Genomic DNA, 25,762 nt, shown 5'->3' with positions numbered 1-25,762 from the left:
CGCCCCCTCGGGGGGCAGCAAGCCGAAGGCGCAGCGTGGGGGCCTTTTTTGTCGCCGGGCCGCCCCAAGACAAAAAGCGCCCCCTCGGGGGGCAGCAAGCCGAAGGCGCAGCGTGGGGGCCTTTTTTGTCGCCGGGCCGTCCCGAGACAAAAACGCGCGCTTGGGGGGCAGCAAGCCGAAGGCGCAGCGTGAGGGCAGTTCTTTTGTCCGATCGCGGCGGCCACGTGGGCCCTGCCGGCCTTGAGCCCACGGCTCGGCCAACGGCGGCGCAGGCCCCAAAAGAAAATTGCCCGCGCAACCAAAAGGTTGCGCGGGCAACTTTTTTACCGATGTCAGAAGATCAGCGCGAGCCGCCGGTGTTGGGGTATCCCGGGGGAGGCGCGGCACCCTGGCTCGGCGTACGCGGAACGTTGTCGTTCGCTTCGCGCGGGGCGTTGGGCAGATCGTTCTTGCGCGTTTCGCGGGCATTGCCGTCCATGGACTTCGACTTGTCCAGGTTGGGCGGGTTCGTGCCTTGCGGCGTACCCGGAACGGGGGCGGCCGGCGTCTGGCCTTCCGGCACCGGACGGTTCGGCGGCGTGGCGGTGCCGTCATTGGGCGACACCGACGGCGTGGCCGGGTAGCTGTTCTGCGCCTGGGCGGCGCCGAGCGGCGAAAGTACCGCACCCATCAGGACGAGGGCGCACAGCGGGGCTCTGGCTTTCATGGGGTGACTCCTGGTGGTTGAACTGAGCCCATCCCGTCGCAAGGCGCGTGCCCGCGGGCATTTTTGCTGCACTGCCGCGTCCCGGGCACGGCCCTTGCTACATGGCGTATTGCCAGGGGAAGACGGGTCGCATATCGCAGACCTGCCCCGCCCACACAGGAGCAAGCATGGCAACCAGCAGAATTCTCATTGTGGCGTCCGAGGCTTACCCGTTGGCCAAGAGCGGCGGACTGGGGGATGCGGTGACCGGTATGGCGCGCGCCCTCGATGCGGGCGGAGCGCACGTTACCGTCCTGATGCCCGCCTATCGCGGCACGCGTGACCAGCTTTCGCGTGTGCGCGAAGTGGCCGAACTGCGTGGCCTGCCCGGTGGCCCGGCCCGCCTGATCGGCGGCTCTTGCTCGCAAGGCGGCTTCAACGTGCTGCTGCTCGAGAATGATGACCTCTACGATCGCTCGGGCCTCTACGCCGACGAAAAAGGCGACTACCCCGATAACGCGCTGCGTTTCGCCGCGCTGGCGCACGCCGCCGCCCGCATTGCCCAGGGTCAGCCCGGCGTGCCGCGCCCCGACGTCGTTCATGCGCACGACTGGCACGCGGCGCTGGTCCCGGCGCTGATGCGCGCCCGCGGCTGCACCACCAAGAGCGTGCTCACGATTCACAACCTGGCGTTCCAGGGGCAGTTCCCGACGGAACTGGCCAATGTGCTCGCGATCCCCGCCGACATGCTGGGCGAACAGGGCATCGAGGCCTGGGGCAAGCTCAATTTCATGAAGGCGGGCCTGCGCTACGCCGATGTGATCACCACCGTGAGCCACACCTACTCCCGTGAAATCCTGACCCCCGCTTTCGGCTGCGGTCTCGAAGGCCTGCTGCGCCAGCGCGTGGCTGATCTGGTGCCGATCGCCAACGGTATCGACGACACGCTGTGGAATCCGGCCAACGACCGCCACCTCGGCGTCTATCGCTACAGCGCGCGCGATGCCCGCAACAAGGCGCATTGCAAGGCCGCGCTGCAACAGGAGCTGGGTCTGCCGGTCAAGCCCGACGCCACGCTGATCGCGATGGGTAGCCGTCTCACCGGCCAGAAGATGGCCGATGTGGCAGCCCGCGTCCTGCCGCGCATTCTGCAGGCTCACGACGACGTGCAAGTCTTCATTCTGGGCCAGGGCGAACGCCATCTCGAAGAGGCGATGCGTGACATGGCCCGCGCCTGGCCCGACCGTTGCGCGGTGCGCATCGGCTACGACGAGGCCACGGCCCACCACCTGCACGCCGGCGCCGACATCCTGCTGCATGGCAGCCGTTTCGAGCCCTTCGGCCTCACGCCGCTGTACGCAATGCGCTACGGCACGCTGCCGATCGGATCGCGCGTGGGCGGCATGGCCGACACCATCCATGATCCGGGTCCCCGCGCGCCGATCGCCGCGATGCGCACGGCCAACGGCCTGCTGTTCGACGGCGAAGGCGACGAAGACATGCTGTCGGCCATCGGCCGCGCGCTGCACCTGCGCCGCCAGGAACCGATCTGGCAGGCCATGCAACGCAACGCCATGACCGCCGATTTCGGCTGGGACAGCGCCGTGCAGCCCTACCTGCAATTGTTCGACAGCCTGACCAGCACCACGGGCGCGTCGGCCCAACCTCAACGCGCTCGCCGCGTGTCGGCCTGGCCGTACACCGTGCAGCGTCCCGCCCAACCTGGCACGCCGCCCCCCGCGCCTGCCGCGCTGTAAGGAGGCGCGATGGCGCGCCCTGCTCAACGTCCCCGCCAGGAGCCCGCCGGCTCCTGGCGCGTTGTATTGGCCGACGGTCCCCTCCTTGACGAGCGACTGCTCGGCGAGTGGCGCGCCCTGGGCTTCAACGCGATTCTGATTGCCGCACCCGGCAGCCGCGATGCGCTCAACGGCGCGTGGCTGGACCCCGATCGCATGCCGGACGGCGGCAGCACCGCCGCCACGATAGGCAAGTGGGTCGAGGCATGCCGCGCGCAGAAGCTGGCGCTCTGGCTCGATCTGGACCTCACGCGCGCCAGTCTGCGCGGCCCGTATGCCAAGGCGCTTCCCGAGGCCTATGTGCAGTCGGGTGAACAGAGCGCGCGCGATCCCCGCCTGCCCGGCGAGGCCCGCGACGTGGCGCTGTTGGCCGGTGCCCGCATGACGGACGCCGCGATGACGGACTGGCGCGACCGCCTTGCGGCGTGGCTGGACGCCGGCGTCGACGGCCTGCGCTTTCAGCGCCCCGAACGCGTCGCGGCCGACGACTGGCGTCAACTTTTCACCGCCTTGCGCGAGAAGCGCACGACGGTGGTGCTGCAGGCGCAGGGCGCCGGCCTGACGCCGGGCCAGCTCGACCGCCTGCACGGCGCGGGATTCGATCTGGTGCACGGCTCGCTGCCGTGGTGGAACTACCGCACCGACTGGCTCGCCGAGGAACATGCGCGCCTGAGCGCGCTGGCGCCCATCGCCTACCTGCCGGCCGTGCCCCCGCACGCAGGCGGCGCGACGCCAGACACGGGCGACGCCCGCTGGCGCCGCGCGCTGTGGACGGCCGCGTATGCCGGCGACGCCTGGATCTACCCCCAATCGGCCACGGCGCCCGCCACCTTGCTAAAAGAAGTGAACCAGTGGGCCAGCGAGCCCCGTTCGCGCGCGCCGCTGCGCCTGGCCGTCGGTGTCGACGGCCGCGCCACGCTGCTCTCGCGCGGTCTCGACCTGTTGGCCATCAACCCGCGCGACGACGCGCCCGCGCTGCCCGACCTGGATCTGCTGACGGGCATCGTCTCGCCGGGCCGCATCGGCCGCGTCGGCACGTCTCAAAAAAGCTGGCGCGAAGAAGCGGTCGCGCCCGGCGACTGCGTCAGGCTCCGGCTCGATCCCCTACCCCCCGTCGGCACCCCCGTGCCGGGCGCGCCCCGGGCCACGTCGGACGCGCCGCGGATTGTCATCGAGACCGTCACCCCTTCCGTCGAGAACGGGCGCTACGCGGCCAAGTGCGTGGTGCATGATGCCGTGGCGGTGGAAGCCGACATCTTCATGGACGGCCATGACGTGCTGGCCGCCGAAGTGCTCTGGCGCGCCGTGGACGACGCGCAGTGGCAACGCGTGCCGCTGGTGGCTGGCACGAACGATCGCTGGCGCGCCGTATTCCGTCCGGAACGCATCGGCGCCCACGAGTTCGTCGTGCAGGCCTGGCGCGACGGCTGGGGCACGTATACGCATGAGCTGTCCGCCAAGCATCGCGCCGGCGTGCCGGTCGCGCTCGAAGTGATCGAAGGACTCGCGCTGCTGCGCGCCGCGGCGACGCGGCCCGAGGCCGCCGAGTATCCGGTGTTGAAGGCAACGCTGGCGCGTTTCGCCGCCATGCCGGCCCAGCCGCGCGATGCGATGGCGCAGAGCGACCAGTGGCTGGACGCGGCGGGCATAGATGCCTTGCTGAGCGCCGAGCTGAGCGAGGCCATGGCCGCGGTGCAGACGCGCGCGTTTCCGGCGAGCGCCGGGCCGTGGCCGCTGTGGGTGGATCGCGCCGCGGCGCGGCACGCCAACTGGTACGAGCTGTTCCCGCGTTCGCAGGGCAGCGAGCCGGGCCAGCACGGCACCTTGCGCGACGTGATCGAGCGCCTGCCGGCGGTGCGGGCCATGGGCTTCGACGTGCTGTACTTCCCGCCCATTCATCCCATCGGCACGCGCAACCGCAAAGGCCGCAATAACAGCCTGCGCGCCGGTCCCGACGATGTCGGCAGTCCGTATGCCATCGGCAGCGAGGCCGGCGGACACGATGCCATCGAACCCGCGCTCGGCACCCTCGAGGATTTCCTCGCGCTGGTAAAAGCCGCGGCCGCGCACGATCTGGAGCTCGCGCTGGATTTCGCGATTCAGTGCTCGCCCGATCATCCCTGGCTGCGCGACCACCCCGACTGGTTCTCCTGGCGTGCCGATGGCTCGATGCGCCACGCCGAGAATCCGCCCAAGAAGTACGAAGACATCGTCAACGTGAACTTCTATGGCGGTGCCCGCCAGGCGCGCCGCATGGCGCTGTGGCGCGCGCTGCGCGACGTGGTGCTGTTCTGGGTCGAGCAAGGCGTGCGGACCTTCCGTGTCGACAACCCGCATACCAAGCCGCTGCCGTTCTGGGAGTGGCTGATCGCCGAAGTGCACGCACAGGCGCCCGACGCGATCTTTCTGTCGGAAGCGTTCACGCGGCCCAAGATGATGCGCCGCCTGGCCAAGGTCGGATTCACGCAGTCCTATACCTACTTCACCTGGCGCAACCACCGCACCGAACTCGACGCGTATTTCGACGAGCTCTCCAATACCCCTGCCGCGCAGTATTTCCGGCCGCACTTCTTCGTGAACACGCCGGACATCAATCCCTACTTCCTGCAGACCTCGGGTCGTCCTGGATTCCTGATCCGCGCGGCGCTGGCCTGCACGGGGTCGGGGCTGTGGGGCATGTACAGCGGCTTCGAGATCTGCGAGAGCGCGCCCCTGCCCGGCAAGGAAGAGTATCTCGACTCCGAGAAATACGAGCTGCGCTGGCGCGATTGGGATGCGCCCGGCCACATCCGCCGCGAGATCACGCGGCTCAATGAAATCCGCCGTGCCAACGCCGCATTGCAGAGCCACACCGGCTACGTCTCGCTGCCCTGCGACAACGGGCAGGTGCTGGCGTTCTGCCGGCACACGCCCCGGCGCGGCAACGTGGTGCTCGTCGCCATCAACCTCGATCCGTCACAGGCCCAGCAGGCCAGCATCGCGCTGCCGCTGGATCTGTTCGGGCTGCCCGAGCACGGCTCGCTGGCGGCGCACGATCAGATCGAGGACGCGCGGCAGCGCTGGACCGGACCGCGGGTCACCCTGCGGCTGGACCCCACCCAACCCTACGGCATCTGGCGCCTCTCGGCGCAGGACTAACGAAGGCAGCAGACATGGATACACCCGGCGCGAACACCGCTCAGCAGGACGATGGTCTCTGGTACAAGGACGCCATCATCTATCAATTGCACGTGAAGTCGTTCTTCGACGCCAACAATGACGGCGTGGGCGATTTTGCCGGCCTGTTGTCCAAGCTGGACTACATCGCCGACCTGGGCGTGAACACGCTGTGGCTGTTGCCGTTCTACCCGTCGCCGCGCCGCGACGATGGTTACGACATCGCGGATTACCGCGGGGTGCATCAGGATTACGGCAACGTCGCCGACGTGCGCCGCCTCATCCGCGCCGCGCACGCCCGGGGGCTGCGTGTGATCACCGAGCTGGTGGTGAACCACACCTCCGATCAGCACCCGTGGTTCCAGCGCGCGCGCCGCGCCAAGCCGGGCTCGGCCGCCCGCAATTTCTATGTCTGGTCGGATGACGACAAGGCGTATGCCGGCACCCGCATCATCTTTGTCGACACCGAAAAGTCGAACTGGACCTGGGACCCGGTCGCGGGCGCCTACTTCTGGCACCGCTTCTATTCGCATCAGCCCGACCTGAACTACGACAACCCGCAGGTGCTGCGGGAAGTGCTGTCCGTCATGCGGCACTGGCTCGACATGGGCGTCGATGGTCTGCGTCTGGACGCGGTGCCTTATCTGGTCGAGCGCGAAGGCACCAACAACGAAAACCTGCCGGAAACCCATGATGTGCTGCGCCAGATCCGTGCCGTGATCGACGCGGAGTATCCCGGCCGCATGCTGCTTGCCGAGGCCAACCAGTGGCCCGAAGACGCGCAGGAATACTTCGGCAAGGGCGACGAGTGCCATATGTCGTTCCACTTCCCGCTGATGCCGCGCATGTACATGGCCATCGCGCAGGAAGACCGCCTGCCCATCACCGACATCATCCGCCAGACGCCGGACATCCCCGAGACCTGCCAGTGGGCGATCTTCCTGCGCAACCACGACGAGCTCACGCTCGAAATGGTGACCAGCCGCGAGCGCGACTATCTCTGGAGCGTATATGCGGCCGAGCCGCGTGCCCGCATCAACCTCGGCATCCGCCGGCGCCTGGCGCCGCTGCTGGAGCGTGACCGCCGCCGGGTGGAGCTGATGAACAGCCTGCTGTTCTCGATGCCCGGCACGCCGGTGCTGTACTACGGCGACGAGCTCGGCATGGGCGACAACGTCCATCTCGGCGACCGCGATGGCGTGCGCACGCCGATGCAATGGTCGCCCGACCGCAACGGCGGCTTTTCGCGCGCCGATCCGGAGCGCCTGCCGCTGCCGGTCATCATGGGCCCGCTCTACGGCTACGAAGCCATCAACGTCGAGGCGCAGCAGCGTGATCCGCATTCGCTGCTGAACTGGACCCGCCGCCTGCTGGCGCAGCGCCGCCAGACGCAGGCCTTCGGCCGCGGCTCGCTGCGCTTTCTGTATCCGGGCAACCGCAAGGTGCTGGCGTATCTGCGCACCTGGCAGGACACCACCATTCTGTGCGTGGCCAATCTTTCGTCCGCGGCGCAACCGGTGGAGCTGCATCTGCAGGACTACAACGGCCGGGTGCCGGTCGAGATGCTGGGCAAGACGCCCTTCCCCGGCATCGGCGAACTGCCCTACCTGCTGACCCTGCCGCCCTACGGCTTCTACTGGCTCGACCTGAGCGCCGATGTGGCGCCGCCGGGATGGCACGCCAGCATGCCGGAAGCGATGCCCGATCAACTCACGCTGGTCCTGCGCGGCAAGCGCCGCGGCGGCCTGGCGTTTACCGACACCTCGCAGCCGCTGCTCGAACGCGAGGTGCTGCCCGCCTATCTGGCACGTCAGCGCTGGTACCCCGCGGACGGCGCGCCGTCGCGCGCCCAGGTGGTCAGCATCACGGCGCTGCCGGTGGCCTCCAGCGAACTCGAGTGCTATCTCACCGAGCTCGATACCGGCGCGGCGCCCACACGCATGCAGGCGCCGCTCGCGCTGTGCTTCGCGGATGCCTCCGTGCCCTACGCGATCGCCCGCGCCCGCCGCGTCGCCGAGGTCGGCACGATGACCGACGCGATGCTGTTGCCCGAGTTCGTCCGTGCGCTGGTGTCGCAGTTCGCGCAACAGACCCGCCTGCCCAGCATCGATGCCGACGGCGCGCCCGACGGCGAGGTCAGCTTCGAGGCCGAGGCCGGCCTGCCGGAGATCGACGCGGCCGAGATCGAGCTGCGCTGGCTGTCGGCCGAGCAATCCAATACTTCCGTCGTCATCGGCGAGCACGCCGTGTTCAAGCTGATGCGTACCGTCGCGCCCGGCGCCTCGCCCGAAGTCGAGATGAGCCGCTACCTCACGCGCGGCGGGTATCGCCACACGCCGGCCCTGCTGGGCGAAATGGTGCGCATCGACGCGCAGGGCGAGCGCCGCACGCTGGGCGTGATGCATGAATACGTCGTGAACGAAGGCGACGCCTGGCGCTGGACGCTCGATACCGTCAAGCGCCATCTGGACGGCGCCCTGCTGACCGGCACGTCCGTCGAAGAATTCGAAGCCAATCTCGAGGGCTTCGAGGTCATGGTCGGCACCATGGGCCAGCGTCTGGCCGAGCTGCACGCGCTGCTGGCGCAGCCCAGCGACGACGCAGCGTTCGCGCCGCAGACGGCGAGCGACGAGGACGGCGAGGCTGCTGCCGCGCGCGTCGTGGCACAACTCGACGCGGCGCTGGCGGCGCTCACGGCCACGCAGGCCCGACTCGAGCCCGGCTCCCGCGCGTGCGCGGCCTGGCTGGCCGAGCACCGTGACCGGCTGGTCGCGCTGATCGAGCGCCTCGCGGGCCACCTGACCGGCACCACGCTGTCTCGCGTGCACGGCGACCTGCACCTGGGCCAGATCCTCGTGGCGCAGACCGACGCCTACCTGATCGACTTCGAGGGTGAACCCATCCAGGGGCTGGAGCAGCGCCGCGCGCTCGCCAGCCCCATGAAGGACGTGGCCGGCATGCTGCGTTCGTTCGATTACGCCACCGCCACGCTGCAGCGCGATGAAGCCGCGGGCGCGGTGCCGCTGGACGCCAACACGCCGCCGGCCACCGCCGCCGGCCAACCGCAAGAACAACGTGACCATCTGCTGGGCCGGGTGCGGGCACGCGCGGCGCAGGCCTTCCTCGCGGGTTACGCGACGGGCGGCCAGACCGTGTCGGAGCCGCTGCTGTTGCTCGCCCAGCTGGAAAAGGCCGCCTACGAGATCTGCTACGAGGCGGCGCATCGCCCCGACTGGATCTCCATCCCCCTGCACGCACTGGCCGAACAGGCGCGCGCCTGCCTGATCGACGCCGCCCTCGACAAGGACCCCGAGTGATGTCTTCCCGCCGTACCCCCGTCTCCGACACGGACCTCGCCGCGCTGGTCGCGGGCCGTCACGCCGATCCCTATGCGGTGCTGGGCCCGCACGCCGGCGAGGTGCGCGCGCTGCTGCCCGGCGCCGTCTCGGTCACGGCGCTCTCCCCGGACGGCGAACGCGTCGCGCTCGAAGAAACCACGGCCGGCGTGTTCAGCGCGCCGGTCGACTTCGCGCGCGCGGGCGAGCCCGGCTCGTACCGGCTCGCCATCGTCTGGCCGGGCAGCGCCGGCCAGCAGACCGAGATCGAAACCGCCGACCCGTATGCCTTCGGGCCGCTGCTCGACGACGACACCGTGCATGGCCTGGCGCAGGGCTCGTGGTGGCATGCGGGCCAGGTGCTCGGCGCCACGCCCATGACGGTGCACGAGATCGACGGCGTGCGATTCGCGGTGTGGGCGCCCAATGCAGACCGCGTCGCGGTCGTGGGCGACTTCAACGGCTGGGACACGCGCCGGCATGCCATGCGGCTGCGCCATGCCGCCGGCGTCTGGGAAATTTTCGTCCCCGCCATCGGGCCGGGCGAACGCTACAAGTTCGCCATCACCACCCGCGCGGGCCAGACGCTGATGAAGGCCGACCCCTGCGCGCGCCAGACCGAGCTGCCGCCCGCCACCGCGTCGGTGGTGGCCGAGCCCGCCACCTACGCCTGGTCGGACCAGGCCTGGATGGACCGGCGCGCCGCGGCGCAATCGCCGCAGGCGCCCATTTCGATCTACGAGCTGCAACCCACGTCGTGGTTGCCCGCGCCCGGCACGACCGACGGAGACAGCGTGTGGGCCCGCCTCGCGGACCGGCTGCCCGACTACGTGCAATCGCTGGGCTTCACCCACATCGAGCTCATGCCGATCATGGAGCATCCGTTCGGTGGCTCCTGGGGCTACCAGCCGCTCTCGATGTTCGCGCCGAGCGCGCGCTACGGCACGCCCGCCGAGTTCGCGCGCTTCGTCGACCGCTGCCATGCCGCGGGCATCGGCGTGATCCTCGACTGGGTGCCGGCGCACTTCCCCGACGACGCCCATGGCCTGGGCCGCTTCGACGGCACGGCGCTGTACGAATACGAAGATCCGCGCGAAGGCTATCACCCCGATTGGCACACGCTGGTCTACAACCTGGGCCGCACCGAAGTGCGGGCCTTCATGATCGCCAGCGCCATGCACTGGCTGCAGCAGTTTCACATCGACGGCCTGCGCGTCGACGCGGTCGCCTCGATGCTGTATCGCGATTACAGCCGCAAGGCCGGAGAGTGGATTCCCAACGTGCACGGTGGCCGCGAGAATCTCGAGTCCGTGGCCTTCCTGCAGAGCCTGAACGAGACGCTGCGCGAGCACTGCCCCGGCGCCATCTCGGTGGCCGAGGAGTCCACCGCGTGGCCTGGCGTGACGGCACCGGTCGCGCAGGGCGGCCTGGGCTTCCATTACAAGTGGAACATGGGCTGGATGCACGACACGCTGCGCTACATGGCGCACGACCCGGTGCATCGCAAGCACCATCACCACGACATGACCTTCGGCATGGTCTACGCCTACTCCGAGCACTTCGTCCTGCCGCTCTCGCACGATGAAGTGGTTCACGGCAAGGGCTCGCTCGTGCGCAAGATGCCGGGCGACGACGAGACCCGGCTGGCCAATCTGCGCGCGTACTTCGGCTACATGTGGGCCCATCCCGGCAAGAAGCTGCTGTTCATGGGCGGCGAGCTGGCGCAGTTCGAGGAGTGGAACCACGATGCACCGCTGCCGTGGCACCTGCTCGACCAGGCGCGGCATCGCGGCGTGCAGCGTCTGGTGGGCGACCTCAACCGTCTCTACCGCGACCTGCCCGCGCTCTCGGCGCGCGACTGCGAGCCCTCGGGCTTCGCGTGGGCCATCGGCGACGACGCCGACAACAGCGTGCTCGCCATGCTGCGCACCGACGGGCAGGACTGGGTGCTCGCGGTGAGCAACCTCACGCCGGTCACGCGCCGCGAGTATCGCATCGGCGTGCCTCGCGCCGGCCGCTGGACCGAATGCCTGAACACCGACGCCAGTGTCTATGGCGGCCATGGTGAAGGCAACGGCGGCGCCGCGCAGACCGCCGAGACGCCGGCCCATGGTCATTCGCAATCGCTTTCCCTCACCCTCCCCGGCCTCTCCACGATCTACCTGTCGTTCAAGGAATGACTCCCATGGATTATCTCGGTCTGCCCCGCCTGCTGCCAGGCCGTCCCTACCCGCTCGGCGCCACCAGCGACGGCCTGGGCGTGAATTTCGCGGTTTTCTCGGCCAACGCCACCCGCATCGAGCTTTGCATTTTCGATGCACGCGGACGCAAGGAGCTCAAGCGCTTCACCCTGCCCGAGTGCACCGACGAGGTCTGGCACGGCTACCTGCCCGACGCCCAGCCCGGCCTGCTTTATGGTTATCGCGCTTATGGTCCCTACGATCCGCGCAACGGTCACCGCTTCAACCCGCACAAGCTGCTGCTCGACCCTTACGCGCGCCAGTTGTCGGCGCCCTTGCAGTGGTCCGACGCGCTGTTCGGCTATCGCCTGAACCACGCGCGCGCCGACCTGAGCATGGACCGCCGCGACAGCGCGCCGGCCATGCCCAAGGCCGTCGTGACCGAAGACGGCGTCTTCAACTGGGGCGATACGCGCCCGCCGCGCACCAACTGGAACGACACCGTGGTGTACGAGGCGCATGTGCGCGGCGTGTCGATGCAGCGCGACGATCTGCGCCAGCCCATGCGCGGCACCGCCACCGCCCTGGGCGATCCCCGCTTCATCGATCACCTGCATCGCATCGGCGCGACCGCGATCGAGCTGCTGCCGGTCCACGCCTTCCTGCAGGAACGTTTCCTGACCGAACGCGGGCTGCGCAACTACTGGGGCTACAGCACGCTGGCGTTCTTCGCGCCGGAGCCCGCCTACGTGCCGCAGCAGGGCCCGAACGAACTGCGCCAGGCGATCCGCCGGCTGCACGCGGCCGGCATCGAAGTCATTCTCGACGTGGTCTACAACCACACCTGCGAAGGCAGCGAACTCGGCCCGACCCTGTCGTGGCGCGGTCTGGACAACGCCAGCTATTACCGCCTGATGCCCGGCGAAGAGCGCTACTACATCAACGACACGGGCGTCGGCAACACGGTCAACGTGTCGCACCCGCGCGTGCTGCAGATGATCACCGACTCGCTGCGCCACTGGGTGCAGTCGTACCAGGTCGACGGGTTCCGCTTCGACCTGGGCTCGACGCTCGGCCGCGAAGGCACGGGCTTCGACCCGGGCTCGGGCTTCTTCGACGCGGTGCTGCAGGATCCCGTGCTGAACGGCGTGAAACTGATTTCCGAACCCTGGGACATCGGCCCCGACGGCTACCAGCTCGGCAACCACCCGCCCCGCTTCGCCGAATGGAACGACCGCTTCCGCGATGGCGTGCGGCGTTACTGGCGCGGCGACCCCGGCCAGCGCGGCGATCTCGCGGCACGGCTGGTCGGCTCGCGCGACGTCTTCGACCGGCGCCACCGCCGGCCCTGGGCCAGCGTGAACTTCGTGGCCGCCCACGATGGCTTCACGACCGCGGACATCGTGAGCTACAACGAGCGCCACAACGAAGCCAATGGCGAGGAAGGGCGCGACGGTCACAGCGAGAACTACAGCCGCAACTGGGGCGAAGAAGGCCCGACCGACAACGCCGACGTGCTGGCCACGCGCGCCCGCGTGCAGCGTGCCTTGCTGTCGAGCGTGTTGCTGGCCGACGGCACGCCCATGCTGCTGGCGGGCGATGAGTTCGGCAACAGCCAGGACGGCAACAACAACGCCTATTGCCAGGACAACCCGCTCTCGTGGCTGGACTGGAACCAGGCCGCCTCGCCCGAGGGCCGGTCGCTGACGGCCTACGTCGGCCGCGTGGCGGCGCTGCGCCGCGAGCACCCGAGCCTGCGCGCCGCGCGCTTCGGCAACGCCGACGAGGAACTGCATCCCGGCGTGAACGCCGTCACCTGGTTCGATGCCGGTGGCCAGCACATGAACCAGCCGGCCTGGGAGAACGCCGAGGACCGCGTGCTGCAACTGCGGCGCGCCTTCCGCTGCGAAGACGGCTCCGTCGACGTGACGCTGCTCATCATGAACGCCGGTGACGACGATGCCGAGGTCACGCTGCCCCAGCCGCAACTGGCGTGGGAAAGCGCCCTGGACAGCGCCGCGCCCGATGCCGCGCCCGGCCCGCATGGCGAAGCCACCATTGCGGTCGGCGCGCACGCGCTGCGCGTGCTGTGCGTGCGGGTGCCGGCGGCGAGCGACGCCGCCCCCGCAAAGGAACAGGAGGCCGGATCGCCCGAGCCCGACGCGCCGGGCGAACCGCGCCCGGACGATGGCGGCGCCGATCAGCCCGCCGCGCAACCCGAAGCACAGGTGTCCCCATGATTCAGGCTCGTTTCCCCGCCTTTGGCGCCTGGGTGCTCCCCGACGGACGCACCCGCTTCCGCCTGTGGGCGCCCAGCGCCCCGCCTGGCCTGGCCCTCGAGATCGACGGCCGCGCGCCGATTCCGCTGGTGCCTGACGCCGACGGCTACGCCGAGACCGTGGTCGATTGCGGGCCGGGCGCCCGCTACCGTTACCGCATCGACGACGACACGGTGGTACCGGATCCCGCGTCGCGCCTGCAGGACGGCGATGTGCACGACCCCAGCGTCGTCGTCGCGCCCGACAGCTATGCCTGGCAACACACCGAATGGCGTGGCCGCCCCTGGCACGAGTCCGTCATCTACGAAGCCCATCCCGGCCTGGCCGGCGGCTACGCCGGTCTTGCCGCGCGGCTGCCCGCGCTGGCCGCGCTGGGTATCACCGTGCTCGAGCTGATGCCGATCGCCGACTTCCCCGGCCCGCGCAATTGGGGCTACGACGGCGTGTTGCCCTACGCGCCGGACACGGCCTATGGCACGCCCGACGAACTGAAGGCGCTGATCGACACCGCCCATGGCCTGGGCGTGTCGGTGATGCTGGATGTGGTCTACAACCACTTCGGGCCCGACGGCAACTATCTCCCGTTGTATGCGGGTCCGTTCTTCACGGCCGATGCCTCCACGCCGTGGGGCTCCGCCATCGATTTCAGCCAGACCGCGGTGCGGCAGTTCTTCGCCGAGAGCGCGCTGCACTGGCTCAAGGAATATCGCTTCGATGGCCTGCGGCTGGACGCCGTGCACGCCATCGCCAGCGACGAATGGCTCGTGGAGCTCGCCGCCACCTTGCGTGCCGAGATCGGCGATGGCCGCCATCTGCATCTGGTGCTGGAGAACGACGACAACCGCGCCCATCTGCTGCAGAACGCGTACGACGCGCAATGGAACGACGACGGCCACCACGTGCTGCATCGCCTGTTGACCGGCGAGTCCGCCGGCTACTACGGCGACTACAACGAGGAACCGGCCACGCTGCTGGCGCGCTGCCTGCGCGAAGGGTTCGTCTACCAGGGCCAGCCGTCGGCGCACCGCGGCGGCGTGCCGCGCGGCGAGCCCAGCGGCGCACTGCCGCCCACGGCGTTCGTGCTGTTCCTGCAGAATCATGATCAGACGGGCAACCGCGCACTCGGCGACCGCCTGCAGGCGCTGGTCGACGACCCGGAACGACTGCGCGCGGCGGTCGCGCTGCAACTGCTCGCGCCGCAGATCCCGCTGCTGTTCATGGGCGAGGAAACCGGTTCGCAGGTGCCGTTCCAGTACTTCACCAGCCATCCCGATCCCGCGCTGGCCGAGGCCGTGCGCGAGGGCCGTCAACGCGAGTTCGCGAGCTTCCTGCGCGATCACGACAGCGCCACCCTGCCGGATCCCAATGCGGCGTCGACCTTCATCGCGAGCCAGCCCGAACTGCTGCCGGCGCCCGGCGAAGCCATCCCGGACGTGCGCGCGACCGCGTGGATCGACTATTACACCTTGCTGCTGCAGCGACGTGCCGAGTGGGTCACGCCGCGCCTGGTGGGTGCCCGCGCCGTCGATGCTCAGCCGCTGGGCCCCGCCGCCGTGTACGCCAGCTGGCGGCTCGGTGACGGCAGCACGCTGCTGTTGCTGGCCAACCTGGGCGAGGCCGAAGCCGTGCTGCCCGCCGGGCTGCGTCAACAGCTCGCCGGCATCGACACCGGAACGCGCTTCGAGAGCCGTGATGGCGCGCTCGACGCCTTGAGCGATGGCGTGCTGGCGCCCGCCTGCACCATCGCGCTCCTGACCGCTCCCGACGAGGCCGCATGACGCATCGCGCCGATCCCCTCCTGAGCGAACTGGCCGAGGCCGCCGGGCTGGCGCGGCACTGGACCGATGCCCAGGGCCGCGGCCAGCAGGTGGGCCCGGACACCCTGCGCACCGTGCTGGACGCACTCGGCTTCCCCGCGGCCAGCCTGGAGCAGGCGCGCGAGAGCCTCGCCGACCTGCGCGCGCAGCAGGAGGCCCCGCCCGCGCTGCTGGTCACCGACGCGGGCGCCGCGTGCCCGATCGCCGGTCTGCCGGGTGCGGCTAGCGGGCCCTACGAGATCCAGCTCGACAACGGCTCGGTCGCGCAGGGCGTGCTGCAGCTGGACACGCAGGGCCGGCCCTGCATCGTGGCGCCGCAGCGCCCGGGCTACCATCAGTTGGTCATTGGCTCGCACAGCGTGCGACTGGCCGTGGCGCCCGCCACGCCGACCTCGCTGCCGGCGCGCTCCTGGGGCGTGGCCGCACAGGTCTACGGTCTGCGTTGCGGCGATCCGGCGCGCCCCTCCAGCCGCGCCGGCCACGGCGACTTCGCCGCGCTGCGCGAACTGGCCGTCGCGGCCGCCGCGCAAGGCGCCCAGGCCGTCGCCATCAGTCCCGTCCATGCGCTCTACGCCGCGCATCCCGCGCACGACAGCCCTTATTCGCCGTCGAGCCGACTCTTTTTCAATCCGCTTTATGCCGATGCCGCGGCCGTGCTCGGCAGCGCCATGGTGGAACGCGCGTGGCAGGCCCTGCCCGCGTCCGAGCGCGCGCTCGCGGCGCAGATCGATGCCCGCAGCGAGATCGACTGGCCGCGCGCCGCGCGCGTGCGCTTCGCGCTGCTGCGTCAGCTGCATCGCGACTTTGCCCGCGCGCCCGCCGTTCTCAAGCGGCGCTATGCCGGCTTTCGAACGGCCGGCGGCCAGGCCTTGCGCGACCACGCGGTGTTCGAGTCGCTGCACGCCGAGCACACCACCGCCGTGGGCAGCGTGGCCGAGGCGCACTGGCAACACTGGGCGGAGCCGCTGCGCGACGCCCGCTCCAGCGCCGTGGCGGCCTATGCGCTGCGTCACGAGGACGACGTCGATTTTCATTGCTTCGCGCAGTGGCTCACCTCCGCCAGCCTGAGCGAGACGCAGCTGGCGGCGCGCCGCGCGGGCATGCGCGTCGGGCTCATCACCGACCTGGCCGTGGGCGCGGATCCGCGCGGCAGCCAGACCTGGAGCCGGCCCGGCGACTTCCTGGCGCAGCTCTCGATCGGGGCGCCTCCCGACATCTACAACCCGCTCGGCCAGGCCTGGGGCCTGTCGGCCTACTCGCCGACCGCGCTGCGCGCGCAGGGGTATCAGCCCTTCATCGACCTGCTGCGCGCCAGCCTCAAGCCGGCGGGCGGCGTGCGCATCGATCACATCCTCGGCCTCGCACGCCTGTGGCTGGTGCCGGGCAACGTGCCCGCCGAGGGCGTTTACCTGCGCTATCCGCTGGCGGATATGCTGCGGCTGGTGGCGCTCGAGGCATGGCGGCATGAAGCCGTGGCCATCGGCGAGGACCTGGGCACCGTGCCCGAAGGCATGGGCGAAGCGCTGGAGGCGGCCGGCGTGGCCGGCATGAGCGTGCTCTGGTTCGAACGGGGCGCCGCCCAGGACGGCCCGGCGCCCTTCCTGCCCGCGCGCGAATGGTCCGACCGCAAGCTCGCGCTGACCACGACGCACGATCTTCCCACCGTGCGCGGCTGGTGGCGCGAACGCGACATCGACTGGCGCGTGCAGCTGAACCTGCTCGGCCCCGACGAAACCGAGGCGAGTATGCGCGAAGCCCGCGCGGCGGATCGCGAAGCGCTGTGGCAGACGCTGGCGCCGGCCTCGCGCCGGCCCGCGCCCGTCGCCGCCCCGCTGGCGCGCGTGCTCGACCACGTGGCCGCCACGCCCGCCCCGCTGATGATCGCGACGCTGGAAGACCTCTGCGCCGCGACCGAACAGCCCAATCTGCCGGGCACCGTCAGCGGCCATCCCAATTGGCGGCGCCGCCTGCCCGCGCGGCTCGCCGCGCCCTTCGACCAAGCGGCCGTGCAACGCCGCGCAGCCCTGCTGCGCGCTGCACGACCCGGACCCACCTCTACCGAAAGCGAGCCACAATGAGTTCCCCGCGCGCCACCGCCCGCCTGCAGCTGCATGCAGGCTTCACCCTCGATCAGGCTCGCGACCAGGTTCCGTATTACGCGGCACTGGGTGTGAGCCACCTGTACCTCTCTCCGATCACGCAGGCGCGCGAGGGATCGACGCACGGCTACGACGTGGTCGATCACACCGTCGTGAGTCCGCATCTGGGCGGCATCTCGGCCCTGCGGCGACTCGCCGAAACGGCCCGCACGCACGGGCTCGGCCTCATCATCGACATCGTGCCCAACCACATGGCGGCGCATCCCAGCAATGCCTGGTGGTGGGATGTGCTGGCCAATGGCGCCGCGAGCGTTCACGCACGCTGGTTCGATATCGATTGGCATGCGCAGGACCCCGCGCTGCGCGGCAAGGTCCTGCTGCCCATCCTGGGCCAGCCCTACGGGCAGGCGCTCGAGAGCGGCGACCTGCGGCTGGTCTTCGACACCAGCGCCGCGCGGTACGCCGTCGCCGCGGGCGGCACGCATCTGCCGGTGGCAGAGGGCTCCTTCGCGGCGGACGCCCTGCCCGACGCCACGCTGGCCGCCCATGCGCCCGACGACGCGGCCGGCCGCGCCCGTCTGCACGAGCTGCTCGAAGCCCAGCATTACCGCCTGGCGTGGTGGCGTTGCGCGCCCGACCAGATCAACTGGCGCCGCTTCTTCGAGATCAGTGAACTCGTGGGCGTGCGCGTCGAGGAGGAAGAGGTCTTCGATGCCGTGCATGCGCTCGTGCTGCGCCTGTACGGCGCCGGCCTCATCGATGGCGTGCGCGTCGACCACATCGACGGCCTGGCCCAGCCGGGCGCGTATGCGCGCCGCCTGCGTACCGCGCTGCGCGATGCCGGCGCCCATCGGCAGGCCCAGGGTCTGAGCGTCGAGCCCTATATCGTCGTCGAAAAGATTCTTGCCGCCGGCGAGCCGCTGCCCGCGAGCTGGCAGGTGCAGGGCACGACCGGATACGACTTCATGGATCAGGTGTCGGCCGTCCTCCACCTGCCCGACGCGCAGGCACCGTTCGAGGCGCTGTGGCAGGAGCTCGCCCACGACGACCGCCCCGTAGAGGAACAGTGGCTGGCCGCGCGCGACCGCATGCTGCGCCGGCATTTCGTCGCCGAACGGCGCACCCTCACGCGCCTGCTGGCCGAGATCGCCCGCAGCGATCGCGCCACGCGCGACTGGACCGAGGCCGCGATCGGCCGCGCGCTGTATCTGCTGTTGCGCCACTTTCCGCGCTACCGCAGCTATGCCGGCGAGCACGGCCGCAGCCCGTCGGATCAGCAAGCCTGCGATGTGGCCCTGCAGGCGGCGCTGGCCGAGTCGGCGGGCGACCCCGCGCAACAGGACTTGCTCAGGCAGATCGACCAGTGGCTCTCGGGCGGCGCCCCCGCCAGCAAGGCCACCAACGGGCAGCGCGCGCAGGCCGAGACGCAGGCGCGCCTGCGCGCCCAGGCCGTGCAACGCTTCGAGCAACTGACCCCGCCGCTGGCCGCGAAGTCGCTCGAAGACACGCTGTTCTACCGCTACGCGCCGCTGCTCTCGCGCAATGAAGTGGGCTCGGAGCCGACCCACTTCGCGCTGTCCGTGGCCGACTTCCATGAGGCGTGTACCACGCGCGTGAGCCATCATCCGCAGGCGATGCTCGCCACCGCCACGCATGATCACAAGCGCGGCGAAGACGTGCGCGCGCGTCTCGCCGTACTCACCGAAGACCCCGAGCACTGGGTGCGATGGGCGCACGACTGGGTCGCCGATGCCGGCGCCGCGACGCGCGTCCATCCCGCCGACCGCTACCAGCTCGCGCAGACGCTCGTGGGCGCATGGCCCGACGGCCTGAGTCCCGACGACGCCGAAGGCGTGCAGGCCTGGCGCGAGCGGCTGGAGCAATGGTGGATGAAGTCGCTGCGCGAAGCGAAGGAGCGCACGAGCTGGACCGATCCGGACGCCGACTACGAGGCCGCGTGCACCGCGTTGCTCGAGGCGCTGGCACCGGGCGCCCCGCTCGCCCCGCTGATGCAACGCGCCGCGGCGCTGTCCGCCCGACTCACGCCCGCCGGCCGCATCAATAGCCTGGCGCAGACCTTGCTGCGCCTGACCACGCCGGGCGTGCCCGATCTATACCAGGGCACCGACCTCTGGGACTACAGCCTGGTCGACCCCGACAACCGGCGCCCGGTCGATTTCGACGCACGCGCGGCGCTGCTGGCACGTCCGGCGCAAGCCGGCGCCGCACCGGCCGCGGGCGACTGGGAAGACGGCAGCGTGAAGCAGCGCGTGATTCGCGCGGCGCTCGCGAGCCGGCAGGACTGGCCCGCCCTGTACGCGCAGGGCGACTACACGCCCCTGACGGCGACCGGCCCCGGCGCGGACCACGTCATCGCGTTCCTGCGCGCGCACGGCGGCCGCTGGATGCTGGTGGCGGTGCCGCGGGGCTGCGCCACGCGCCTGGCCGCGCCCGACGACGCCGCAACGAAGCAGGGGCTGGCCGATACGCGTATCGGTCTGCCCGCGGACCTGGCCGGCTTGAGCTGGACCGATGCGCTGTCGGGAGACGCCGCAGCGGCGCGGATCGCGGCGCACGACGGCCAGGATCAGCTGACGCTGGCCGATCTGTGGGGCCGGCTGCCCGTGGCCCTGCTACACGGCGCCTGAGCGCGGACACGCGCCCGGCTCCCTGCGGGTTCAGGCCACGTCGGAGGCGGGCGGTTCGGGCGCCACGGCCCCGGCCGCCCCGTCCGGGCCCGTGAGCTGGCGCATCTGCTGCTGACGCAGCACGCGACTCACGCGCTGCGTCAGCTCTTCCATGTGGAACGGCTTCACGATGAGCTCCATGCCCTCATCGAGAAAGCCCTTGCCGCGCGCCGCATTCTCGGCGTAGCCGGTCATGAGGATGATCTTCACGTGCGGATGGGTGATGCGCGCCGCGTCGGCCAGCTGACGCCCGTTCAGGCCCGGCAGTCCGACGTCGGTCAGCAGCACATCGACGCGCGGCGCGTTGCACACCATGTTGCGGCCCGCTTCGCCATCCGCCGCCGTGATCACGCGCACCTGCAGCTGCTCGAGGCTGGCGCGCACCATCTCGCGCACGCCGGCATCGTCTTCCACCAGCGCCACCACGGCATGCGGATCGCCGACCGGGCCCACGCTCGCGTCGAAGACATCGGGCGGCACTTCCGTCACGACACCGTCGTAACGCGGCAGGAAGATGGTGACCGTCGTGCCGCGGCCTGGCGCGCTCTGGATCGTGGCCACGCCGCCGGCCTGCTGCGCGAAGCCATAGATCATCGACAGGCCGAGGCCCGTGCCCTCGCCCAGCGGCTTGGTGGTGAAGAACGGATCGAAGGCCTGCGCGACCACGTCGGGCGGCATGCCGACGCCGGTATCGATGACCGACAGCGCGACATACTCGCCCGGCACCAGTTCGGGAAACTGCCGCGTCACGACCGGCTCGAGACGGCGATTCTCGGCGCGAATGCGCAGCGTGCCGCCATCGGGCATCGCGTCACGGCCGTTGATCACTAGATTGAGCAGCGCGTTTTCGAGTTGGTTGCCATCGCAACGAACGCCCGCCAGATCGTCGGCGAAGTCCAGCACCAGCGCGACGTGCTCGCCGATGTAGCGGCGGAACAAATCCTCCATCGAGGTCAACACCCGGGCCGGCGACAGCGGTTTGGGATCGATGGGCTGGCGGCGCGAGAATGTCAGCAGCCGCTGCGTGAGCCGCGCGGCGCGCTCGGTCGACTCCATGGCCGTGTTGATGAAGCGTTCGACCTCGTCGACCTTGCCCGACGCCAGCTTGCGACGGATCAGGTAGAGCGCGCCGGAGATCCCCTGCAGCATGTTGTTGAAATCGTGGGCGATGCCGCCCGTGAGGCGGCCCACCGCCTCCATCTTCTGCGATTGGCGCAGGGCGTCGGCCGTCTGGGCCAGCGCCTCGGCCTGCGCCTTCATTTCGGTATCGTCGCGGCCCGCCAGGTACAGCATGCCCTGGGTCTGGGCCATGCTCCAGGTGATCCAGCTATAGCTGCCGTTGCGATTGAGCAGCCGGCTTTCGAGGTGGCGCGCGCCCAGCTGACCCGGTTGCGGCGGACTGAACGCGGCCAGCGTGTCGGCGAGGTCTTCGGCGTGCACCAGCTCGGCCAGCGGCATCGACAGAAACTGATCCGGGCTCCAGCCCAGAATCGATCGGACGGCCGGATTCACGCTGATGAAGCGGCCCTCGGCGTTGACGACGGCCAGCAGCTCGGGCGACAGGCGCCAGATGCGATCGCGTTCGGCGATCGCGAATTCCACGCGCTGCTCGAGCATCTTGGAATAGCCCGCGCGCTCGATGGCGTCGCAGACGCGTTCGGCCACTTCTTCGATGAACGCGATGTCGTTGCCCTTGATGCGTCCGCCGGCGCTGGGCCGCACATACAGCGCGCCGCCCATGCGGCCCCACCGGCGCATCGGCACCGCGAGCGCGCTCGGATGCGCGGTGCCCGTGGCGGTGGTGAGAAACGGCGCGAGATACGCGGTCTTGCCGCTGCGCACGGCTTCGCGGAATTCGCTGCTCAGCTGATTGGCCAACGCATCCGGCTCGAGCTCGTCTTCACCGTGGGCGAACCAGCAGGTCGAGAGCGTCACGCGGTCGTCGGCCTCGACATCGACCACGGCCGACACGCCCAGCCCCAGGTGGCGGCCGAGGGCCTCGCAGGCCGTCGTTTCGATCTCGTGCTGGCCTTGCTGGTTGCGCAGGGTGTCGCCCAGCGTCAGCAGGAAACTCTTGCGGTGCTGCCCTTCCCAAAGCTCGGCCTCGGCCGCCTTGCGCGCGGAGACGTCGAGAAACAGCGCGGTGAGCTGATCGTGCCCTTCGCGCCGGGCGCGCGCCTCGTACCAGCCTTCGCGCGGGCCGGGCACGGCGATCTCGAACTGCGCTGGTTCGCCCGTCTCCACCACGTTGATGAAGGTCTGCATGATCTGGTCGGGCACGCGCGGAAACATCTCGCGCAGCGTGCGTCCCAGCGTGTCGCCCGCGCGCAGGCCGCTCTGGCGTTCGAGCGCCGGATTCACCTCGAGAAAGCGGAAGTCGGTGATCTGGCCATTGCGGTCGCGGATCGCCTCGCTCAGGAAGAAGCCTTCCTGCATGCGTTCGAAGATGCCGCGCCACCGCTCGCTGCTGCGGCGCAGCGCGCGATCGCTCATGTAGCGTTCGATCACCAGGGCCGCGGTGCGCGTCACCAGCGCGATCGCGTCGATGTCCTGCGCGGAGGGCGTGTGCGGCGTCAGGTAGTAATTCGAGAAGACGCCGAGCACGCGGCCGTCGGTCGCACGGATCGGCGTGGACCAGCAGGCGCGCAGGCCATGGGCCAGCGCCTCGTCGCGCCAGGCCGTCCAGTTGGGATGCTGAGCGATGTCATCGACATAGACCGGCGCACAGAAATACGCGGCCGCGCCCCACGACGCCACGGTCGGCCCGATCGGCGCCTGCTCGATGGTGTCGAGATAGGCCTGCGGCAGGCTCGGCCCCACGACATCGATCAGGTGCTCGCCGGTGTCGTCCAGAAACGAAATCGCCGTGCGCAACGGAACACTGGACTGCGCCTCGACCGCATGCAGCACATGCGCCAGCACATCCGCGAGCGGCACGCCCGCGGCAATGCGTTGCAGCATGACGCGCTCGTCTTCGAGACGCGCCAGGGTATCGGTCCATGGATTGCTGACCTGGTCGCCCTTGCTCAGCATGCTCGCCCTCCCGCGCCTGCAACCATTCTGCCCATCGGCCTCCCCAAAACGGTGCTTCGTATCCTATGCCGACTGTATTGCGGATGACGGCATGCGCCAAGTCCTGCCCGGCCCACGGGCGCCAGCAAACGATGTGCCATGCGGGAATAGCGACCGGCGGTCGCTCTGAGGGAGCGGGACATAGGGCGGAGAAACAGTGACCGGACTCCGCATGGTAACCGAGTGGGGCAGCCGCCCCCGCGCGGGCGGGCACGGCGCACCCTCGCCGCCGCGTTGCGCGGCGGCGCGCCGGCGCCTCAATAGCGGGCGCGAGATGACGCCGTTGGGGGGGCGCCTGCGCGGGTCAGGGACCACGCGCTCCGGGCAGAGCGTGCCCGCAGCGACGCTCAGCGCGCGGTGGCGCCCAGCACCTCGCACAGCAGCCGGACATGGGCGTCGCGGCGCTCGATCCAGCCGGCCGTGCTGCCGGGCGGCTCGGTCAGCGTGAGCACGATGCCGTGGACCAGCGGCGAGAGCGCGAGCCAGGGTTGTTCGATCAGCACCGTATCGCCGCACAAGCCACGCTCGCGCGCGCGCCGCAGCATGTCGGTGACGGCGCGCAGATGTTGCGCCACCGCTTCTTCACGCCAGCGCTGCACCAGTTCGGGCACACGCTGGCTTTCGGTCAGCAGCAGCCGCAGAACGCGAATCCGGTCGGGCTGCCCGATCCACTCATAGACCTGGGCCAGGAAGCGCTCGATCAGGGTGCGCAGATCCGGCGCGAAATCTACCAGCGCGGCCACATCCAGCGGCAGCGGCGCCAGGCCGCGTTCGAGCAGCGCTTCGAACACGCGCTCTTTGCTGCGGAAATGCGCGTACAGCCCTCCTTTGGACAGGCCCGCGCGGCGGGCGATGTCGTCCATGCGCGTCTCGGCATAGCCGCCTTCGGCGAACTGCACCAGCGCCGCATCCAGGATCTGGTGCATGCGCAGGGCGGGCGGGAGCCGGCGACGAACCGGCGAGTGGCCGGACGGTGTCGAGGCGGGGGCGTGGCGAGTGTCCATGAGGGGCGGCGAGCGGCCGGCATTTACAGTGATCCCCCATTGAAATCCGACCGCCCGGTCGATTCATTGATCTGTATCAAACGCGCCGCAAGCAGTGTGCCGAAACCGCGTTCCCGAGGCCGTTCGGGCCCGCGGGGCACGCCTCGGAAAGGCTCGCGACATGCCGATACACACTATTTGATCGTGCGCAAGGCACGAACTTTCTACTTTGCTATCCTGGACTTGCGGGTTACGAGCGGGGAGGCAGGCGCACGGGGCGCCCGCCGGCGACCCCGCCGCATACTAAGGAAGAGACCATCATGCTCAAGATCCTGGTTCCCATCGACGGTTCGGACTGCTCCCTGCGAGCGCTCGACAACGCCATCGCCATGGCGAAAGACAGTGCCAGCGCCGAGCTCTACCTGCTCAACGTGCAGGTGCCCATCGTGTCCGGCCACGCCAAGATGTTCCTGCGCAATAACGAGATCGACGAGTACTACGCCGCCGAGGCCAAGACCGCGCTCGAAGAAGCCGTCAAGCGCGCCGAGGCGAGCGGCGTGTCGTACAAATCGGAAATGCGCAGCGGCCAGCTGGGCGAAACCATCGCCACCGCCGCCAAAGAACACGGCTGCGACCGCATCGTGATGGGCACGCGCGGCCTGGGCGCCGTCGCCGGCCTGGTGCTCGGCTCCGTGGCGCGCAAGGTGATCCACGTGGCCGAAGTGCCGGTCACCCTCATCAAGTAAACAGCCGCGCGCATCGCGACGATGCGCACAGCCCCGGCACGCGCGGGATCGGCGCGGCCGGGGCTATTTTCAGCCAGGCCATACAAAACGCCCCCCGGGGGGGGCAGCAAGCCGAAGGCGCAGCGTGGGGGCCCTAACCCTTTTTGTTTACCCTTTTTTCCCTGACATCACGAGCCAACGCCCGTGCAGCGCCTGGTCGCGCGCGGCCTGGGTCCAGTAATCGCGCTCGTATGCGTCGGCCGCGCGCCGGCGGCGTCCGGACAGGTACATCTTGGCCGGCAGTGCCAGCAGCCGTTCGCGCATGCGGCGCGGCTTGGGTTCGTTCACCTCGTGCAGCTGGATATCCTGCAGGCCGGCGCTATCCAGGAACAGGTGCAGCTGCGGGAACGAAAACGGAAAGTACGGGATATAGTCGCCGCGCTTCAGCCCGACGCACGGGCGGAATCCCGAGTGATAGCCGCGCAGGAAATACTGCAGCCGGCTGGCCAGATTCCAGGTATTCGGCGTCGTGATGATGATCCTGCCGCCGGGCCGTACCGCTTGCACGAAACCATCGAGCAACAGCCCCGGATTGCGCACCAGATGCAAGGCTTCGCCGCAGACCACGGCGTCGTACTGCTGGCAGTTCGACGGCAGCGGCGTGTCGAGGTCGTGCTCGCGGGCGCTGGCGTAGCCGTCATCGGCTTCCGGAAACTCCCACAGCCCCAGGCCGTCGAGGTGCAGCGAGCGCCCCTGCTGCTTGAGCGCCTGGCCGAGCCAGCCTTGGCCGCACGGTGCATCGAGCACCCGTTGCGCGCCCATCTCGCCGAGGATGGACAACACCGTCGCATGGTACGGCTTGATCTTGTGGCGGCCACCGGCGTCGTGATGGGTCGAGGCAAACGAGGATGAAGACGAAGACGACATCGGGTCTGACAGGCTCTCGGG

Annotated in this window: 13 protein-coding genes; 9 read left to right on the top strand and 4 right to left on the bottom strand. The window is 69.8% G+C overall.

All coding sequences use genetic code 11. The features are described from left to right. Positions 1-340: 340 nt before the first annotated feature. On the bottom strand, positions 341-706 hold the full coding sequence (locus tag CAL25_RS08775; protein ID WP_094799593.1) for a hypothetical protein: 366 nt from the start codon (positions 704-706) through the stop codon (positions 341-343). A gap of 167 nt (positions 707-873) precedes the next feature. Here CAL25_RS08775 and glgA point away from each other — a divergent pair, with 167 nt between their 5' ends. From glgA to treY, 8 genes are all read left to right on the top strand, one after another. Further along, positions 874-2,442: a glycogen synthase GlgA gene (glgA, locus tag CAL25_RS08770; RefSeq protein ID WP_094799592.1), complete on the top strand. Its 1,569-nt coding sequence runs from the start codon at positions 874-876 to the stop codon at positions 2,440-2,442. Positions 2,443-2,508: 66 nt separating this feature from the next. Continuing rightward, the gene (locus CAL25_RS08765) at positions 2,509-5,619 is read left to right on the top strand and encodes an alpha-1,4-glucan--maltose-1-phosphate maltosyltransferase (RefSeq protein ID WP_249279002.1); all 3,111 of its coding nucleotides are present in this window, start codon (positions 2,509-2,511) and stop codon (positions 5,617-5,619) included. 14 nt (positions 5,620-5,633) lie between these two features. Further along, on the top strand, positions 5,634-8,954 hold the full coding sequence (gene treS / locus CAL25_RS08760) for a maltose alpha-D-glucosyltransferase (RefSeq protein WP_094799590.1): 3,321 nt from the start codon (positions 5,634-5,636) through the stop codon (positions 8,952-8,954). Next, the gene (glgB, locus tag CAL25_RS08755) at positions 8,954-11,152 is read left to right on the top strand and encodes a 1,4-alpha-glucan branching protein GlgB (protein ID WP_094799589.1); all 2,199 of its coding nucleotides are present in this window, start codon (positions 8,954-8,956) and stop codon (positions 11,150-11,152) included. The genes treS and glgB overlap by 1 nt, the downstream gene beginning before the upstream one ends. Positions 11,153-11,157: 5 nt before the next feature. Beyond that, positions 11,158-13,392 carry a glycogen debranching protein GlgX gene (gene glgX / locus CAL25_RS08750; protein WP_094799588.1) on the top strand — a complete coding sequence of 745 codons (2,235 nt, stop codon included), beginning with the start codon at positions 11,158-11,160 and terminating at the stop codon, positions 13,390-13,392. Next, positions 13,389-15,209 carry a malto-oligosyltrehalose trehalohydrolase gene (treZ, locus tag CAL25_RS08745; protein WP_094799587.1) on the top strand — a complete coding sequence of 607 codons (1,821 nt, stop codon included), beginning with the start codon at positions 13,389-13,391 and terminating at the stop codon, positions 15,207-15,209. Before glgX ends, treZ begins: the two co-directional genes overlap by 4 nt. Then, positions 15,206-17,326, top strand: coding sequence for a 4-alpha-glucanotransferase (gene malQ / locus CAL25_RS08740; RefSeq protein WP_094799586.1), 2,121 nt, complete (start codon positions 15,206-15,208; stop codon positions 17,324-17,326). The genes treZ and malQ overlap by 4 nt, the downstream gene beginning before the upstream one ends. Continuing rightward, positions 17,323-19,995: a malto-oligosyltrehalose synthase gene (gene treY / locus CAL25_RS08735; RefSeq protein WP_094799585.1), complete on the top strand. Its 2,673-nt coding sequence runs from the start codon at positions 17,323-17,325 to the stop codon at positions 19,993-19,995. Before malQ ends, treY begins: the two co-directional genes overlap by 4 nt. A gap of 30 nt (positions 19,996-20,025) precedes the next feature. On the opposite strand, the gene CAL25_RS08730 is transcribed toward treY, so the two are convergent. Together CAL25_RS08730 and CAL25_RS08725 are read right to left on the bottom strand one after the other, a co-directional pair. Then, entirely contained in the window at positions 20,026-23,067 is a 3,042-nt protein-coding gene (locus CAL25_RS08730) for a GAF domain-containing protein (RefSeq protein ID WP_094799584.1), read from the bottom strand. A gap of 386 nt (positions 23,068-23,453) precedes the next feature. Further along, the gene (locus CAL25_RS08725; RefSeq protein WP_249279001.1) at positions 23,454-24,032 is read right to left on the bottom strand and encodes a TetR/AcrR family transcriptional regulator; all 579 of its coding nucleotides are present in this window, start codon (positions 24,030-24,032) and stop codon (positions 23,454-23,456) included. 377 nt (positions 24,033-24,409) lie between these two features. Between CAL25_RS08725 and CAL25_RS08720 the strand changes: the two genes are divergently transcribed. Then, positions 24,410-24,835, top strand: coding sequence for a universal stress protein (locus tag CAL25_RS08720; protein WP_094799582.1), 426 nt, complete (start codon positions 24,410-24,412; stop codon positions 24,833-24,835). 147 nt (positions 24,836-24,982) lie between these two features. Here CAL25_RS08720 and CAL25_RS08715 read toward each other — a convergent pair whose 3' ends face one another. Then, positions 24,983-25,741: a class I SAM-dependent methyltransferase gene (locus CAL25_RS08715; protein WP_249279000.1), complete on the bottom strand. Its 759-nt coding sequence runs from the start codon at positions 25,739-25,741 to the stop codon at positions 24,983-24,985. Between the last annotated feature and the right edge of the window lie 21 nt (positions 25,742-25,762).

The organism is Bordetella genomosp. 5 (genome assembly GCF_002261315.1).
In the GTDB taxonomy this organism is placed as follows: Bacteria; Pseudomonadota; Gammaproteobacteria; order Burkholderiales; family Burkholderiaceae_B; genus Bordetella.
The sequence above is the reverse complement of the archived record's forward strand: the minus strand, read 5'-3'. Positions and strand labels throughout refer to the sequence as shown.